12 protein-coding genes are annotated in these 17,943 nt (G+C 56.6%); 7 read left to right on the plus strand and 5 right to left on the minus strand.

The window, feature by feature from the left end; all coding sequences use genetic code 11:
• Window positions 1–116 precede the first annotated feature (116 nt).
• The gene (locus ACO05M_RS12515) at window positions 117–2,132 is read right to left on the minus strand and encodes an EAL domain-containing response regulator (protein WP_421863272.1); all 2,016 of its coding nucleotides are present in this window, start codon (window positions 2,130–2,132) and stop codon (window positions 117–119) included.
• A 99-nt stretch (window positions 2,133–2,231) separates the two neighbouring features.
• Window positions 2,232–4,124, minus strand: coding sequence for a propionyl-CoA synthetase (locus ACO05M_RS12520; protein WP_421863275.1), 1,893 nt, complete (start codon window positions 4,122–4,124; stop codon window positions 2,232–2,234).
• Window positions 4,125–4,468: 344 nt separating this feature from the next.
• Here ACO05M_RS12520 and ACO05M_RS12525 point away from each other — a divergent pair, with 344 nt between their 5' ends.
• On the plus strand, window positions 4,469–5,161 hold the full coding sequence (locus ACO05M_RS12525; protein ID WP_421863278.1) for a pseudouridine synthase: 693 nt from the start codon (window positions 4,469–4,471) through the stop codon (window positions 5,159–5,161).
• A gap of 31 nt (window positions 5,162–5,192) precedes the next feature.
• Here the strand turns inward: ACO05M_RS12525 and rapA are convergent, their stop codons facing one another.
• Both rapA and moaE read right to left on the minus strand, forming a co-directional pair.
• Window positions 5,193–8,108, minus strand: a complete 2,916-nt coding sequence (rapA, locus tag ACO05M_RS12530) for an RNA polymerase-associated protein RapA (RefSeq protein WP_421863282.1) — start codon at window positions 8,106–8,108, stop codon at window positions 5,193–5,195.
• Window positions 8,109–8,238: 130 nt separating this feature from the next.
• On the minus strand, window positions 8,239–8,724 hold the full coding sequence (moaE, locus tag ACO05M_RS12535) for a molybdopterin synthase catalytic subunit MoaE (protein ID WP_421863285.1): 486 nt from the start codon (window positions 8,722–8,724) through the stop codon (window positions 8,239–8,241).
• Between the two features lie 255 nt (window positions 8,725–8,979).
• Here moaE and ACO05M_RS12540 point away from each other — a divergent pair, with 255 nt between their 5' ends.
• The 6 genes from ACO05M_RS12540 (at window position 8,980) to speB (ending at window position 15,331) form a co-directional block, all read left to right on the plus strand.
• On the plus strand, window positions 8,980–9,429 hold the full coding sequence (locus ACO05M_RS12540; protein WP_421863288.1) for an NUDIX hydrolase: 450 nt from the start codon (window positions 8,980–8,982) through the stop codon (window positions 9,427–9,429).
• A gap of 134 nt (window positions 9,430–9,563) precedes the next feature.
• Window positions 9,564–10,703: a tRNA 2-thiouridine(34) synthase MnmA gene (gene mnmA, locus ACO05M_RS12545; protein ID WP_421863290.1), complete on the plus strand. Its 1,140-nt coding sequence runs from the start codon at window positions 9,564–9,566 to the stop codon at window positions 10,701–10,703.
• Between the two features lie 71 nt (window positions 10,704–10,774).
• On the plus strand, window positions 10,775–11,488 hold the full coding sequence (locus tag ACO05M_RS12550; RefSeq protein WP_421863293.1) for a lysogenization protein HflD: 714 nt from the start codon (window positions 10,775–10,777) through the stop codon (window positions 11,486–11,488).
• A 413-nt stretch (window positions 11,489–11,901) separates the two neighbouring features.
• A protein-coding gene (locus ACO05M_RS12555; RefSeq protein ID WP_421862525.1) for an IS3 family transposase occupies window positions 11,902–13,079 on the plus strand; the annotation gives its coding sequence in 2 pieces (ribosomal slippage) (window positions 11,902–12,172 and window positions 12,172–13,079; 1,179 coding nt in all).
• A gap of 230 nt (window positions 13,080–13,309) precedes the next feature.
• Window positions 13,310–14,230 carry a LysR family transcriptional regulator gene (locus ACO05M_RS12560; RefSeq protein ID WP_421863296.1) on the plus strand — a complete coding sequence of 307 codons (921 nt, stop codon included), beginning with the start codon at window positions 13,310–13,312 and terminating at the stop codon, window positions 14,228–14,230.
• Window positions 14,231–14,338: 108 nt separating this feature from the next.
• Window positions 14,339–15,331 carry an agmatinase gene (gene speB / locus ACO05M_RS12565; RefSeq protein ID WP_421863299.1) on the plus strand — a complete coding sequence of 331 codons (993 nt, stop codon included), beginning with the start codon at window positions 14,339–14,341 and terminating at the stop codon, window positions 15,329–15,331.
• Between the two features lie 148 nt (window positions 15,332–15,479).
• On the opposite strand, the gene ACO05M_RS12570 is transcribed toward speB, so the two are convergent.
• Window positions 15,480–17,717 carry an NADP-dependent isocitrate dehydrogenase gene (locus ACO05M_RS12570; protein WP_421863302.1) on the minus strand — a complete coding sequence of 746 codons (2,238 nt, stop codon included), beginning with the start codon at window positions 17,715–17,717 and terminating at the stop codon, window positions 15,480–15,482.
• Window positions 17,718–17,943: the final 226 nt, after the last annotated feature.

Here is a 17,943-nt window from a genome sequence, read left to right on the forward strand (position 1 = left end):
GCACTGAAGCTTTGCCGAGATCGGTGGACTTCAGCTTGATCCTGCACCCGGCACTGGCGCACCTCAGGCGTTTGCTGAAGCTGCAGGGGGCTGTTCACCGGTTGTTGGCAGGATGCCTAAACACCGACACGGAAAGGCTGTTCAATCAGCAGCTTTTCCAGCACCTCCGCCGTTACCGGACGGCTGTAGAGATAGCCCTGGATGAAGTCACACCCCATCGCCTTCAAACTGTCGGCTTGCTGCTGCTCTTCCACCCCTTCAGCGACCACCAGCAGATCGAGCTGATGACCCATGTTAATCATCGACTCCACAATGGAGCCTTCCCGCTCGCTGGAACAGAGGTTCATGATGAAACTACGGTCGATCTTCAGGGTCGAGAAAGGATACCGCTTTAGGTAATCAAACGAAGCGTAACCGGTACCGAAGTCGTCCATGGCGAAATGGACCCCCATCGAACGGATCTGCTTCATCATCTTGATCGCCCGATCGGTATCATCCAGCAGCGTACTCTCGGTCACCTCCAACTCAAGCACCGCCCCGTCCAACTGATGATGATTGATCAGTGCCTGCAATCGGTGGGGTAACGCCCGGTCGGTAAACTGGCGCGGCGACAGATTAACCGCCACCCTGACCGGACCGATCGATTTCTGCTGCCATTCGGCCAGTTGGCGACAGGCCTCACCGATGCACCAATCACCGATATCCAGAATCAGCCCGGACTCTTCGGCGAGGAAGACAAAGCGGTCCGGCGAGATCAGCCCTTTGGTCGGATGGTTCCAGCGAACCAGCGCTTCGGCGCTGATAATACGCCCCGTCTCAATGCAAACCTTTGGTTGATAAAGTAGCGCCAGTTCGTTGTTTTTGATGACTTTATGCAGATCATTATGAAGATCCATCCGCTCTTTGACGCCTTCGAGCATCTCGTCATCATAAACGCGATAGCGGTGGGTCCGGTCGCTGCGTGCACCGGCGGTCGCGGCCTGTTTGATCAGATCAGCGGCCTTCACCTCCCCGTACGCAATCGCCACCCCCAGCTTGAAGTGCATAAAGAGCTCGTTATCGTGAACCTGAATCGGTGCTTTAAACCAGGCCAGTATCGATTCGCACAGTTGTAAAAACGCGGCGCTGTAATCGGCCTGACAGAGCAACGCAAACTCGTCCCCACCGATACGGGCAATACGCTGGATCGACAGGTCGGTACCCAGCATCGCCCGTAGCGAAGAGGCAACCTGACACAGCAGCTCGTCACCATAGTCATGGCCGTAGCTTTCATTGACCTGACGAAAATTGATCAGATCAAGCGACAGGACCGCCAACATCTGGTCCTGCGGTTTTTGCTGCAGAAACTCGACCACTTCACGTTCAAAGCTTTGCCGGTTCAGCAAACCGGTCAGCAGATCGTGCCGGCTGCTGAGTTCGTTGCGGCGCATCTCGGTGATATCGCTGCAAGTTACGCTGAAACGCTGGTTGTCGGGATTGAGCTGAATTGCCAGCGAAAACAGGCCGATACTTTTATCCCGCCGTAGCAGCCAAAGCTCGCTACGCCAGTGTTGTTGAGTGCCGATATCCTGCTCGACCTGGGTGCGGCTCAGTTCCGGGATCAGATCGAACAGCGACTTGCCGACCAACTCCTCTTCACGATGGCCGGTCAGCTCCAACTGGGCCTGATTGACTGCCAGGATCCGGTACTGCGGATCCAACAACGCCATTCCCTGGTTTGACTGCTGAAAGACCCGATCGTAATCACTCTGGACGTTCAACGCTTCGGTATGGGCAAAGGCCTCATCGAGGCTCTGGCGCAGCTCGTCACGGTTCCAGGGTTTGCTGATGAACTTGCTGATCGCGCCGTTATTGATAGCGTAGGTGAGCGCATCGAAGTCGGTATAACCGGACAACAGCAATCGGGTGGTATTGGGGTATTTTTGTTGAACGACGGCGAACAGCTCGGCGCCGGTCATACCCGGCATCCGCTGATCCGACACGATGACATCGACTTTTTCCCGGGCCAGGACTTCCAGCGCTTGCTGTCCCCCGCCGGCGGTGAGTATTCGGAAAGGCGCTTTGCGGAACAAGCGTTGGAACGACTGGATGATGTTGACCTCATCATCCACGATGAGCACCGTCTGCTGCACTACGGATTCCTTCCTCAGGGTTCGCAGCTGTCAGATTAACAGGTCTCAGACAAAAAAAAAGCGGGCCGCAAAGCCCGCTTATTCGGTGGTCGTGAGGCCTTAGCGGCTAACCAGACCGTGACTGTCCATGATATCGGAGATCTCCGGCAGACTGGCGGGATCGTCGATGGTGGACGGAATGGTGTAATCCTGACCGTCGGCGATCTGACGCAGCAGTTTCCGCAGGATCTTACCGGAGCGGGTCTTCGGCAGACGCTGGACCACAATCGCCTTCTTGAAGCAGGCGACCGCACCGATCTCTTTACGCACCATACCGACCAGCTCGCTCTCCAGCTCAGCCTCGTCGACCTCGGCGCCGTCCTTCAACAGCACCATACCCAGCGGCATCTGGCCCTTGAGCGGATCGTTGAGCCCGATGACCGCACACTCGGCAACGGCCGGGTGGCTCGCAACGATCTCTTCCATCTCACCGGTGGACAAACGGTGACCGGCCACGTTGATGACATCATCGGTACGACCCATGATGAAGACGAAGCCGTCGTCATCCTTGTAGCCGCCATCACCGGAGACATAGTAGCCGGCATATTCATTCAGGTAACCGGTACGGAAGCGCTCGAAGTCACCCCAGACGGTCGGCAGACAGCTCGGCGGCAGCGGCAGCTTGATGGCGACATTGCCCTGCTCGTTCGGACCGACTTCATTGCCTTCGTTATCCAGAATCTGAACATTGAAACCCGGTACCGGCAGCGTGGCGGAACCCGGCTTGGCTTCCCGCGGCTCGATGCCCATCAGGTTGGCACAGATCGCCCAACCGGTTTCGGTCTGCCACCAGTGGTCTACCACCGGCAGACCCAGCAGGTCCTTGACCCAGTGGTAGGTCGGCGGATCGAGACGCTCGCCGGCCATAAAGATGTACTTCAGTTTGGACAGATCGTACGGCTTCAGATGCTCGGATTCCGGATCTTCCTTCTTGATCGCACGGAACGCAGTCGGTGCGGAGAACAGGCCCTTGACGCCGTACTCTTCGGCAACACGCCAGAAAGCACCAGCATCCGGAGTCCGTACCGGCTTACCTTCGTAGAAGACGCTGGACAGACCGGCCAGCAGCGGGCCGTAAACGATGTAGGAGTGGCCAACCACCCAACCGACGTCGGAAGCGGCCCAGAACACATCGCCCGGATCCATGTCGTAGATCGCCTTCATGGAGTATTTCAGCGCGGTGGCATGGCCGCCGTTGTCACGCACAACGCCCTTCGGCTTACCGGTGGTGCCGGAAGTGTAGAGTACGTAAAGCGGATCGGTACCATTGACCGGAACGCAGTCAGCCGGGGTCGCCGCCGCCATCGCTTCGTTCCAATCCAGATCACGGCCTTCAACCATGCTGGCTTCGGCTTGCGGACGCTGGAACACGATGCACTTCTCCGGCTTGTGGGCCGAGAGGTTGATCGCCTCGTCAAGCAGCGGCTTGTAGGGAATAACTTTCTGGATTTCGATACCGCAGGAGGAGGAGACGATAACCTTCGGCTCGGCGTCGTCGATCCGTACGGCCAGTTCGTTCGGCGCGAAGCCGCCGAAGACGACGGAGTGAATCGCACCCAGACGGGCACAGGCCAGCATCGCAACCGCCGCTTCCGGTACCATCGGCATGTAAACAACCACGCGATCACCCTTGCCTACGCCCTGGGCTTTCAGTACCCCGGCGAACAGAGCAACCTGGTCACGCAGCTCAGAATAGGTGTAGGCCTTCTTGGTATCGGTAACCGGAGAATCGTAGTAGATCGCTACCTGATCACCGCGGCCGGCAGCGATATGGTAATCCAACGCCATATGGCAGGTGTTCATCTCACCGTCGGCAAACCAACGATCAATGCCGTTCTCATCTTTTGACAGAATCTGCTGTGGGAACTTGAACCACTCCAGCGCTTCTGCCTTCTCTTTCCAGAACGCGGCGGGATCGGTAATCGATTTCTGATACTCATCCAAATAGGCCATGGTATCGGTCCTTTACTTTTTACGTTATTAGGAATGGCAGCGAAGAAGTACGGCAAATCCTGCTGCTTTCTCGATATTGTTGACAGTTAAACCCTCTGACGGCAAATACCTTAACCGTTCAGCGGATAAATTTAACTACGACAAAAGGCGAAAAGCCCAACCGCAAAAAGGCAAAACCCCCATGAGCCGGGACTTTCAGCAGCAACACAACAAACTTGACGGATAAAAATCCAAACCTTTGATTGTCGACAATCAGTGATTTAGCCTCGATGGATCAAACTTGCGGCTATGAAAAGGCAGCGCTACAGTGTGCGCCTGCCTTCTAACCCGCCCCGATAGTTCCCATGTCCCGCATCGTTTTGCTCAATAAGCCTTTTCAGGTTCTGTCCCAATTTACCGATCCGAATGGACGCGGCACCCTGGCCGACTATATTGACCAGCCCGGTCTGTATGCCGCCGGACGGCTGGACTACGACTCCGAAGGTCTACTGGTGTTGACCGACGATGGCCGCGCACAGCAACAGATCACCGATCCGAAGTTTAAACTGGAGAAGACCTACTGGGCCCAGCTGGAAGGTGAGATCAGCGATGAAGCGATCGAGAGACTGATCAAAGGGGTCGAATTGAAAGATGGAATGACCCGCCCGGCACGATGCCGTCGTATTGCACCGACCGAGCCTTGGCCGCGTAATCCGCCGATTCGTCAACGCAACAACGACGTCACCTGCTGGATCGAGCTGAAAATTCGTGAAGGGCGAAACCGCCAGGTCCGGCGGATGACCGCTGCGGTCGGCCACCCGACCCTGCGCTTGATCCGGGTTGCCATCGGCCCCTGGCAACTGGAGCAGCTTCAACCGGGACAGTGGCGCGAATCCCAGATCCATCTGCCACGCCAGTCCCAGCCGACAGCCAGACGCAACAGCCAGCATCGTGCTGGCGGAAGCAGATCAGCCGGTCAGCAACGGCAACAACGAAGTCGCCAAACCGCTGGCCGCAACTCAAAGCCGACGCGAAGCCGTACCCGAAAGCCAAACTAACCTCCGGATACGATTTCTCGTGTTGTGCCAATCAGGTGGTGATCAGCACCTGAATACCATCGAGTTTGAGCAGGCTGCGCTCCAGTGCCTGCTGCAGCTGATCGATCTGCTGTTGCTGCATCGCGATCTCTTCGTCTCGAATCGCCGGATTAACTTTAGCCAGCATCTGCAGCCGTTCCAGACGTGGCTGCTGCAGCGCCAGCATCTGTTGCTGGGCCTGTTCGATCATGCCCGGCAGCTGCGCCTCCGCCAGACTTTCGGCCTGTTTGAGCAGCGCGGTCAGCGGCTCGCGCAGCGGCTTGACCATATTCTTGGCCGCTTGCTTGGGCAGCTTCTTCGCCAGTTGCGCCAGCTGTTCTTCGGACAGCAGGTTGGCGCACTCACGCCCTTCGGCGGTCAGCAGAACCCGATAACCCCCACTGGGCAGGTAGCGGGCCAACTGCAGTGAACGGGGCGCCTGACAATCCAGCACGAACAGACATTCGAGCAATAGGCTGCCGGCTTTGATACCGGGCAGTTTTAGCGTCGCAATGGCGGTATTGCCGGTATCGCTCTCGCAGACCAGTTCCAGCGCACCCCGAGCCACGGGGTGCTCCCAGCTCAGGTAGGCCATATCTTCGCGCTCAAGCGCCTGCTGCCGATCGAAGGTGCCGTGCAGCCCCTGCTCCGGCAAGCCAGGGAAGTTACCGCAGCGCATATGATCGCCGGGACGCACCAACACACTGTGGGTGGTATCCGGCTGCAGCTCGACCCCGAAGTAATCAAAGCTGCGTTCCAACAGTTTTCTCAGTGCTTGCTCATCAGCATCCTGCTGCAGCTGATCGATCACCTGCTGTGCTTGCTGGGGGCGACAGGAGTTCAGTTCCAGCAGACGGTCCCGACCCTGCTGTTGTTGCTGGCGCAACTGCTTCGCCTGGGCACGGGTCTGTTCGATAAAGCCATCGAAGTCCTGCTCGTTCTGCTCCAGCAGGCAGTCTTCAAGCGTGGCTTGCTGCTGTTCCAGCAACAGCTGCCCGAACGGGCACGGACTCAGGAAGGCATCCAGGCCTTCGTGCAACCAGCGCATCAGGTGATGAGCCGGGCTGTGACGATAAAGCGGCAGGTGGATCTGCACCTGACTGCGCTGACCGATACGGTCCAGTCGGCCGATCCGCTGTTCGACCAGATCCGGGTTCAGCGGCAGATCGAACATGATCAGATGGCTGGCGAACTGGAAGTTACGGCCTTCGCTGCCGATCTCAGAGCAGACCAGCAGCTGGGCGCCCTCCTCCGGCTCGGCGAAATAGGCAGCGGCGCGGTCACGATTGACCAGGCTGAGTTGCTCGTGGAATACCGCGCTACGGATACCGACCCGCAGACGCAGATAGTCTTCAAGTTGCTGAGCTGTCTCGCGCTCGGCACAGATCAGCAACACCTTCTCCTCTTTGTGCTGTTCCAGCCAGCCTTTGAGCCATTCGACCCGCGGATCGAACTGACACCAATCCTCGCCCAGCATCAGCTCCGGTCGTAACTGTTGAGCCAGCTCCGTTTCAGCCGACTGCTGCTCGCTAAAGGGCGACTCCAGCAGATGGGGTTGCAGGGTCCGACCCGGGAATCCCTGTACCTGATCGCGGGTATTTCGGAACAGCACCCGACCAGTGCCGTGTTGATCCAGCAGCAGATCGACTAGTTCAGTACGACAGGCCTCGACCTCTGCACCCTGCTCTAACTGTTGCAGCAGTGATTGGTACTTGTCCGCATCCAGCAGTTTCAACAGCCGGTCTTTACAGGCGTCATCACGGATCTGGGCCAACAGGTCATCGCACTGTAGCAGTTGTTCGATCAGCTCGCGCAGCGGCTGGTATTGGCTCTCCTGCTCGCGGAACTGGTTCAGGTCGAAATAGCGACTCCGATCGATCAATCGCAAGCGGGCGAAATGCCCCTCAAGACCCAGCTGTTCCGGGGTCGCAGTCAGCAGCAACAAACCCGAAGACTTGGCCGCCAGCTGTTCGATGCACTGATACTCAGGGCTGACCTGTTGTTCACTCCACTGCAGGTGGTGGGCTTCATCGACCACCAGCAGATCCCAGCTGCACGCCAGCGCCGCATCGAAATAGCCGGGCAGATCGGTCAGCAACGACTGCGGACAGATAAACAGCTGAGCGCTTTCGAACGGGTTACCCGGCTCTTCGGTCTCCAGTGGCAGGTCGTCAGCATCCAAACCGGATCCGGTATCGACCTCGGTCAGTGCCTGGTACTGCTCTCGGTTCATGATCCGGAAGAACAGATTGAAACGCCGCAGCATCTCAACCAGCCACTGGTGCACCAGCGAATCTGGCACCACGACCATCACCCGCTCAGAACGACCGCTGATGATCTGCTGATGGATGATCAGACCGGCTTCGATAGTCTTACCCAGCCCCACCTCATCGGCCAGCAGTACCCGAGGGGAGTGCCGGCGAGCAACCTGGGAGGCGATATAGAACTGGTGGGGAAGCAGCTGCACCCGAGGGCCAAGCAAGCCATAGCTTTCGCTACTGTGGAGCCGGTGCTGCAGCTTTCGCGCCTGACGGCGCAACTCAAACGCTTTGGGACTGTCGATCTGGGCGGCGAAGAATCGATCCTGCGGCCGGTTCAACTCGACAAAAGGATCCAGCTCAAGCTCATCGATCCACTCGGGGTTATCGTCGGAACCATTACTACCGACCTGGTAACGCAGCAGTCCATCATAGTGCTCAACCGATACCACCTGGTGCTGGATACCGGCATTGCAGGTCAGGGTCGCCCCCGGCTCCAGCTGATAGCGGCTCAGGGGCGCATCCTGGGTGGCATAGGTGCGATGGGCTTCGGCCGCTGGAAAAAACAGCTCGACCTGCCGTCCGGTGGTTTCGGTTACCAGTCCCAGGCCCAGCTCCGACTCGCCGTGGCTGATCCAACGTTGTCCGGGCACAAATACTGCCTGCGCCATCAAAGTTTCCTCTTGTTAATACGGTATAAGCCTTCCCCGTGCACAGCAGGGGGAGGAAGAATGTCTGTTTACGCGATAATTGGTGGAGCGAGCTTCCGGCATTCACAGCGCCGGGGCCGCCCCTGAAAGATCAATCGGGCTTGTCCCAGCGCTTAGCGGCCTGCAGATCACTGTCTTTTTGTTCGACCCAGTGCTCCCGCGACTCGCTGCGCTCCTTTTTCCAGAAAGGCGCGTCTTTCTTAAGGTAGTCCATGATGAATTCGCAGGCCGCAAAAGCCGCTTCGCGGTGGGCGCTGCTGACGCCGACGTAGACGATCAGGTCGTTGGGTTTGAGCGCTCCGACCCGATGAATCAGGCTGACATGCAGCAACGGCCAGCGCTGTCTGGCTTGCTCGACGATATCGGCCAGGCAGCGTTCGGTCATACCCGGGTAATGTTCAAGTACCATCTCCTGCAGCGGATCATCCGCCAGATCGCGAACCAAACCGGTAAAGAACACCACCGCTCCCACAGATCCGCTCTCATCCCGAAGCCGGTCAAACTCCGTCCCGACGTCAAAGCTCTGAGTCTGGACCTGAATATGGGTTTTGGGATCTACCGGGCTGGAACTGGTCAAGGCTATATTCCTTCACTACAGGTAATGGTCGCAGGTCACAAACCTGACAAGCGCTTGTAAAACCGCATTCTAACAACTCTGTGGGTCACTGTTGAGTGACGACTCTCAAATAGCGAGCCAACAACAAGCGTAATGATTCTTATCTAACTTTGACCCCTGGACATGAAGAGGTTAACGTAGCGCCCGCGATTGCTCTGTACCTGTCTTATCAACGGATCGAATGGACCGATCCGTGTGTTACCTTGAGGATTGATTATGATGCGCTGGACGCCCCATGCCACGGTTGCTTGTGTCATTGAAGATGCGGGACGTTTCTTGTTGGTCGAAGAGCGCTCCAACGGTCAAACCGTACTGAACCAACCCGCCGGCCATCTGGAACCGGGCGAGCGTATTGTTGACGGAGCACGACGTGAAGCGCTCGAAGAAACCGGCTGGGAAGTCGAGATCGATGCACTGCTGGGGTTCTATACCTTCACCTCCGCCCATAACCAGACTTGCTACCATCGATTCTGCTTTGCCGCCAAGCCGACCCGGCATCGTCCGGAACTGGAACTCGACGCCTGCATCCTCGACACCCACTGGCTGACGCTGGAAGAGATCCGCGAGCAGGCCCATCGCCTGCGCAGCCCGATGGTCCTTCAGGGCATTGAAGACTATCTGGCAGGAACCCGTTATCCGCTAGAGCTACTGGTCGAGCTGGACTAGCGACTCACCCACAACGGCCTTACTCCTCACCCCTTCGCCAAAACAATCCTAGTCCTCGCTGAAACGACAGCCCCTACCACCCAGGCTGGGGGCTCGGTACAATACCCGTTTTGCCCACTCAGGTATCCCGTTACATGACTGCCGCTGTTGCATCTTCATCCAATCAGCCCACCCACAAGCCCGCCGCTGACGCCAAAGTGATCGTCGGCATGTCCGGTGGCGTTGACTCCTCGGTCTCAGCCCTTCTGCTGCTCCAGCAGGGCTACCAGGTCGAAGGGCTGTTCATGAAGAACTGGGACGAAGATGACGGCACCGAATACTGCACCGCCATGGATGATCTGGCCGATGCTCAGGCCGTCTCCGACAAACTCGGGATCAAGCTGCACACCGCCAACTTTGCCGCCGAATACTGGGACAACGTGTTCGAGCATTTTCTGAGCGAATACAAGGCGGGCCGTACCCCGAATCCGGACATCCTCTGCAACAAAGAGATCAAGTTCAAAGCCTTCCTCGACTACGCCAAGCACCTGGGTGCCGACTATATCGCCACCGGTCACTATGTCCGTCGTCGCGATACCGAAGACGGCCGCTGCCTGCTGTTGCGCGGCTTGGACGGCAACAAAGATCAGAGCTACTTCCTCCACGCGGTGGGTGAGGCCGAGATCGCCCAAACCCTGTTCCCGGTGGGCGAGCTGGAGAAGCCCGAGGTACGTAAGCTTGCCGAACAGCACGACCTGGTGACTCACAATAAGAAGGACAGTACCGGTATCTGCTTTATCGGCGAACGTCGATTCCGTGACTTCCTGCAGCAGTACCTGCCGGCCCAACCAGGTGTGATCGAAACCGACAAAGGGGTCGAAATCGGACGCCATCAAGGGCTGATGTACCACACCATCGGCCAACGCCAGGGCTTGGGGATCGGTGGCCTGAGTGGTTTTTCTGACGACCCCTGGTTTGTTGCCGGCAAAGATCTGGAGCGCAATGTCCTGGTCGCGGTACAGGGCGGGCAACACCCGCTGCTGTTCAGCGGCTCGCTGAGCGCCAGCCAGATCGATTGGGTTGATGGGCAAGGACCGGAACTGCCGTTCCGCTGTACCGCCAAGACCCGCTATCGTCAGGACGATCAAGCCTGCGAGATCTTCAGAAACGAGCAAGGCGGCTACGACGTTCGTTTCGATCAGCCCCAGCGCGCCGTGACACCCGGCCAGTCGGTGGTATTCTACGCAGAAGACGTTTGCCTCGGCGGCGGCGTGATCGAAACCACGGCCGATTAATCCGACCTGATCGATAAATAGCGGAAGCTAGACACCTTCCGCCAGACAGTAACAAAAAAAGAAGTGCACTTATGTCTCGAAGCCATGACGAACAAGCCATTGCCCTAGCCGGTGTATTCCAAGCTGCCAGCCTGGTCGATCAGATCGCCAAGCGGGGCATGATTCCGCAAAACAGCTTCGAAGCCAGCATCAACAGCATCTTCGTCACCTCACCGCAGGCCACCGAAGACGTCTATGGCGGTGTTCGTGACCTGCCCTTCAACCTGCAGGCAGGCCTGAAACTGGCCCAGGATCTGGCCGACAACCGCGCCAGCGTAAACCGCGACATCACCCGTTACGCCATGGGCATGCTCCATCTCGAGAGTCGCCTGCAGAAGCAGCCGCAGATGCTCGACCAGATCGGCCAACGACTGGACCAGATTGGTCACCAAGCGATGTATTACGACTCACAGGACAGCGCCGGTGATGGCAACAGTTCCGGCAGCAAAGCGGTCATTCAGGATCCGCAGGAGCTGAATTACGCCCGCGGGCCGGTGATCAGCAATATCGCCCAGCTTTACCAAGAAACCATCAGCACCTTCAGCTTCCGGATTCAAGTCACCGGCGAACCCCGCAACCTGAAAAACAACGACAACGCCGACAAGATCCGCGCCCTGCTACTGGCCGGCATCCGCGCCGCCATCCTCTGGCGCCAGGTTGGTGGCCGCCGCTGGCAACTGCTGTTCTACCGCTCCCGGGTTGGCAAAGCGGCTAAGCGGATTTTGCATTCAGGGGTTAGCCACTGAGCAGACGGATTCGTAAGGATTGGAAATCCGTTGCTTACATGAGCATGACAGCTCAAATCACTCACTTGCACCATGGAAAGCCCGCAGTTATGCGGGCTTTCGTCGTTCTTAGCCCCTTGAAATCCATCCTCTACATAACACTCCCCGGTTGTTCTACACTCTTTTTGGATCGATGCCACATTTATAAGGAATTAGAGAAAGCAGATATCCAAGTGTAAAGATCCAATTACAACTTTCTCCATCCCTCAGTAGAAGTCGTAGACCAGCCGCAATCCAGTACTCTGAAGGGCGCCCTATCCGAATAAGGTAAAGGAGAACTCATCGCCCACCAATTTCAATACGTGTAGTGGCATAGTGAATTTGGCCACCTGAATAGAGGTGATAGCATCACCTCTTCAACAACAGGTGATCCAATGACCCGAAAATCTCGACCTAACTTCAGCCCCGAATTCCGTCTCGAATCAGCTCAACTGGTTATCGACCACGGCTACACCATCCGCGAAGCTTGTGAGGCGATGAACGTCAGTCGCTCCTCAATGGAGAAGTGGGTACGTCAACTCAAACAGGAGCGTAGCGGGGACAGTCCGAAAGCCGCGCCGATGACCCCGGAGCAGCGTCGTATAAGGGAGCTAGAGAGACAGCTCAAACGCGCAGAGACGGAGAAAGAGATTCTAAAAAAGGGCTTGGCTCTCTTGATGTCAGACGAGCTGAAAAATATTCGATAATTCAGCGTCTTCAAGAGAGCTATCCGATCAAACAGCTGTGCCAGATCTTCGATATTCAGCGCAGCAGTTACAAGTACTGGCGCAGCCAGCCTCGAAGCGATAACCCTTATCGTCGCAAGCTTAAACTGATGGTGCGAGCCGCCCATCAGTTGAGCGGAGGGTCTGCCGGAGCAAGAACAGTGGCCAGCATCGTCACTCAGCGAGGCGTGGCACTCAGCCGTTATGTTGCAAGCAAGCTGATGAAGGAGTTACGCCTCGTGAGCAACCAGCTGCCAAAACATGCGTATAAGCGAGCCGATAAGCTTCATGTGGCAATCCCGAACGCACTAGATCGACAGTTCGTGGTCGGCAAACCTAACCAGGTTTGGTGTGGCGACATCACCTATGTCTGGACTGGAGAGCGTTGGGCTTACCTAGCGGTCGTACTGGATCTTTATGCCCGCAGGCCAGTCGGCTGGGCGCTATCGCTAAAAGCTGATAGCAAGCTGACAAGTAAGGCGTTGATGATGGCGTATGAATCGAGAGGAAGGCCGAAGGATCTGATGTTCCACAGCGACCAAGGTGTTCAATACACCAGCTTGCGGTTCAGGCAGCACCTATGGCGCTACCAGATCCAGCAGAGCATGAGTCGAAGAGGAAACTGTTGGGATAACGCGCCAATGGAACGCTTCTTCCGCAGCCTGAAAACGGAGTGGATACCCGAAACTGGCTACACCTCATTTGCTCAAGCCAAGCAGTCGATTACTGATTACTTGATTGGCTATTACAGCCAGGTCCGGCCGCATCAACACAACGATATGTTGCCGCCGAATATGACAGAGAAAAACTACTGGAATGCGTACAAATCCGTGGCCAGTTTTACTTGACCACTACAAATACGATGATGACGTCGATATTCATAAGTAGCTCCTAATTGTTTTTGTTGAGCAGCCTCTGAACTGAGAACCCCCTCAGCCGGGCAGTTCTCATTGTTAAATGGGTTTTATGTTTCGTTAAATGCAGTTTTTTCTATTCAAAGTTTCTTTATCTGGAAACTTTGATGCTAGTCTGCCCAAACTACTCATTCACAAAAACAACAACAAAGCAGGTGTGCCCAATGAAACGCCAACCGCTAACCGGACAACTCGCCGATCCCGACCTGAAGCTGTTACGCGTGTTCAAAACCGTCGTTGAATGCGGCGGCTTTTCGGCGGCGGAGGTCGAATTGAACATCGGTCGATCGGCCATCAGCCGACAGATGGCAGACCTCGAAACCCGCCTGGGCATGCGGTTATGCCAGCGCGGACGATCGGGGTTCCAGCTCACCGAACATGGACGTCTTGTGTACGACGCCACTCAGGAGCTGTTGATCGATTTGGAGAAGTTCCGCTCGAACGTCAATCAAGCCCACAGCCGTCTGGTAGGCGAGCTGGTACTGAGCCTGACCGACAATATGATTACCGATTCCAATTCCGTGATCGTGAAGGTGTTGGGGGGATTTCACCAGCGTGAGCCGGAAGTGACGATCAACCTGCAGGTGGCGGCCCCCAACGAGGTCGAGCGGGCCGTGATCGAAGGCAGGGCCAATCTCGGCGTCGCACCCTATCACCATCAACTCCCCGGCCTTAACTATCAGGATCTGCACCAGGAGACGTCAAAACTCTACTGCGGCGCCAGTCACCCGCTATTTTCAATGCCCGATTCGCAAATCAATATGAAGTTGTTGACCGAGTACGACTTCATCGTTCCGGGATACGCCCATGTGATTCTGCTGAAAGAACATTTCCCCGAGCTCAAAGGCTCGGCAACCTCATATCAGGTCGAAGGGATTGCGACGCTGATTCTCAGCGGTCAATATATCGGTTTCCTGCCCGAGCATTATGCCGCGCAATGGGCCAGCAGCGGACAGATCCGCCCTGTCCTGCCGGACAGCCTTAACTATCAAGTCCCGTTCAAAGTCATTACCCGAAGGGATGCCCAACCTAACTTATTGAGAACCGCATTTTTGGACGCACTTTGCAGTCAAGCTGAGCACTAATGTTTCCATTTCCAACACCCAAACCTTCCAATGCCTGCATTTAAGAAACATATTTAGACTCCTATAGTCACCTTATTCGCTCTCAAAACAACGATAAGGTGACGACATATGAGTCAATGGGAGAACAACGAACAGAGCCCTCTCAGCTTCAACCCCCTGCCGTCTGAAACGATTCCACGATATGCCGGTATTGCGACCTTTATGCGACTGCCCCACTACGCACCGGACGCGTGTGACGGAACAGAGATCGGCCTGTATGGGATTCCCTGGGACGGTGGCACCACCAATCGTGCCGGCGCGCGCCACGGTCCGCGCCAGGTTCGAGACGCGTCAGCCATGATGCGCAAGGTTCACCCGGTGCTGAAGCTAAGCCCCTTCGAACTGGCCAACTGCGCCGATCTGGGCGATGCGCCGGTCAACCCGTTACAAATTGAGCAGACGCTGGATCTGATCGAAGCGTTCGTTGCCATGCTAACCCAACGTAATATCGTGCCACTGGCAGCCGGTGGCGACCACCTGGTCAGCCTCCCCATCCTTCGCGCGCTGGCCGACAAGCATGGCCCCATGGGGATGGTCCACTTCGATGCCCACACCGACACCTGGGATCGCTATTTCGGCGGCTGCAAATATACCCACGGCACCCCGTTCCGACGCGCTATTGAGGAAGGCGTGCTCGACCCCAAGCGGGTGGTCCAGATCGGTATTCGCGGCGGACTCTACAGCGAGAACGACGATAACTGGGGCCTTGAGCAAGGCATTCGCGTCATCCGAATCGAGGAGTTTAACGAGATGGGGGTCGACAAGGTGATCGAGACGGCCCGCGAAGTGGTCGGCGATCAAGCCAGCTATATCAGTTTTGATATTGACTGCCTCGACCCGGTCTACGCCCCCGGAACCGGCACCCCGGAAATCGGCGGTCTCACCACCATCGAAGCCCAAAGCATCATTCGCGGCTTGCGCGGATTGAATCTGGTCGGTGCCGACCTGGTGGAGGTTTCCCCGCCGTTTGACCCCAGCGGCAACACCGCCCTGGTCGGTGCGACGCTGATGTGGGAGATGCTCTGCCTGTTAAGCGAAAAAGTGGCTCAACGAAAGCGCTGATCCGCTACACAAATTACCGTTCTATCAGTTGCCCCGATAGTAACCTTTAGCCGCTCAATGAGCGGCTTTTTTTGGCCGGCAATTTACGAAAGGCATAAAAAAGCCCAGGCCGTTACCGACCTGGGCTTTGATAGAACAGAGTCCGGGCTTAGCTGTTGGCGTCGGCCAGGATAGCGTTCAGTGTCTTACTCGGACGCATGATGTCTTTGATGACGTCACGCTTGGCGTGGTAGTAACCGAACTCAACCTCTTTAACCGGATGACCCTGATCATCGCTCAGCTCGCCGATGATTTTGTCTTCGTTGTCGGTCAGCGCCTTGGCGAAGTCAGCCAGGTCTGCCGCCAGCTCCGGGTCTTCGGTCTGAGCCGCAACTGCCTGAGCCCAATACATACCCAGGTAGAAGTGACTACCACGGTTGTCCAGCTCGCCGACCTTACGGGACGGAGACTTGTTGTTGTCCAGCAGTTTCTCGGTCGCTTCGTCCAGGCACTTGGCCAGTACCGCAGCGCGCTTGTTGTCCTGCTTGATACCCATGTCTTCCAGCGACACGGCCAGCGCCAGGAATTCACCCAGCGAGTCCCAACGCAGGTGGTTCTCTTCGATGACCTGCTGAACGTGCTTCGGTGCAGAACCGCCGGCGCCGGTCTCGTACATACCACCGCCTTTCAGCATCGGTACGATGGACAGCATCTTGGCCGAAGTACCCAGTTCCATGATCGGGAACAGGTCGGTCAGGTAGTCACGCAGAACGTTACCGGTGACGGAGATGGTGTCACGACCGCGCAGCATGCGCTCCATGGAGCGACGGATCGCCTCTTCATAGGTGTTGATGCGGATATCCAGACCTTCCAGATCGTGCTCCTGCAGGTAGCAGTTAACCTTCTTGATCAGCTCGATGTCGTGCGGACGGTTACGGTCAAGCCAGAAGATCGCTGGGGTGTCAGACTGACGGGCACGGGTAACAGCCAGCTTGACCCAGTCGCGGACCGGCTCGTCCTTGGTTTGACAAGCACGCCAGATGTCGCCCTTCTCGACGTCGTGAGACATCAGAACGTTGCCCTTGGTGTCGACAACCCGCATGGTGCCGGCTTCTTCCAGCTCGTAGGTCTTGTCGTGTGAACCGTACTCTTCGGCTTTCTTCGCCATCAGACCTACGTTCGGGACGGTACCCATGGTGGTCGGATCGAAGGCGCCGTTGGTCTTACAGAAGTTGATCATCTCCTGGTAGATCTTGGCGTAAGTGGACTCCGGCATAACCGCCTTACAGTCGGCCGGCTTACCGTCACCACCCCACATCTTACCGCCGTTACGGATCATTGCCGGCATGGACGCGTCGACAATCACATCGCTCGGGACGTGCAGGTTGGTGATACCTTTGTAGGAGTCAACCATCGCCATGTGCGGACGGTGCTCGTAGGTGGCCAGGATGTCGCGGTGGATCTCTTCACGCTTGGAGCGCGGCAGAGTCTCTACTTTGTCGTAGACGTCGATCAGGCCGTTCTTCGGGTTAACGCCCAGCTCGTCGAACAGCTCGCCCCATTTCTCGAACACTTCTTTGTAGTAAACGGTTACCGCGTGACCGAACACGATCGGGTGCGAGACCTTCATCATGGTGGCTTTCACGTGCAGTGACCAGAGTACGCCGTCTTCCTTGGCGTCGTTCATAGTCGCTTCCAGGAAATCACGCAGTGCTTTGACGCTCATGCACATGCTGTCCATGATCTCGCCGGCTTCAAGATGAAGCTTCTTCTTCAGGGTGACCTTGCCATCGGCGTCGACGAATTCGATTCGTACGTCACCTTCGGTCGGCATGGTGAAAGACTGCTCTTTGGAGTAGAAGTCGCCGCCACGCATATAGTCAGCGTGGGTGCGGGAGGCCATGCTCCACTTGCCCATGGAGTGGGGGAATTTACGGGCAAAGTTCTTAACGGCCTTAGGCGCACGACGGTCAGAGTTACCTTCACGCAGTACCGGGTTTACGGCAGAACCCAGAATCTTGGAGTAGCGCTCGTTGATCGCTTTCTCTTCATCGTTTTGAGGGTCCTGTGGGAAATCAGGCAGCTTGTAGCCCTGGCCCTGCAGCTCGGCGATACAAGCGGTCAGCTGAGGAACAGACGCGGAGATGTTCGGCAGTTTGATGATGTTGGCATCGGGGTCTTGAGTCAGCTCGCCCAGGAACGCCAGACCGTCTTTAACCTGCTGATCTTCGCTCAGGTAGTCAGGGAATGCAGCCAGGATACGGCCGGCCAGTGAGATGTCGGTGATCTTAACATTGATACCGGCGGCCTTGGTGAAAGTACGAACGATCGGCAACAGCGAGCAAGTCGCTAGTGAAGGTGCCTCGTCGGTCAGCGTGTAATAGATGGTTTGTTTATTCGTTGTCATAGTACCCCCGTAGTTTCCGGCTTATAGCCATACCACCGTCGCGGGCAACGTAGAGCCGCTCTCGCAACAGCTGGCCTTGTAATATCGCGCCGGTATTGTATTGCACTTTGGTAGTCGCACATAGGCATAAATGTCAAAAACCCTCAGCCATTTCGACCAATAGACTATCTTCGCCAAACTACAAACAGATAAAGACGAACAAGCTATACGAAACGGTCAAGGATAA

This window comes from Motiliproteus sp. (genome assembly GCF_965230735.1).
Classification (GTDB): domain Bacteria; phylum Pseudomonadota; class Gammaproteobacteria; order Pseudomonadales; family Balneatricaceae; genus Motiliproteus.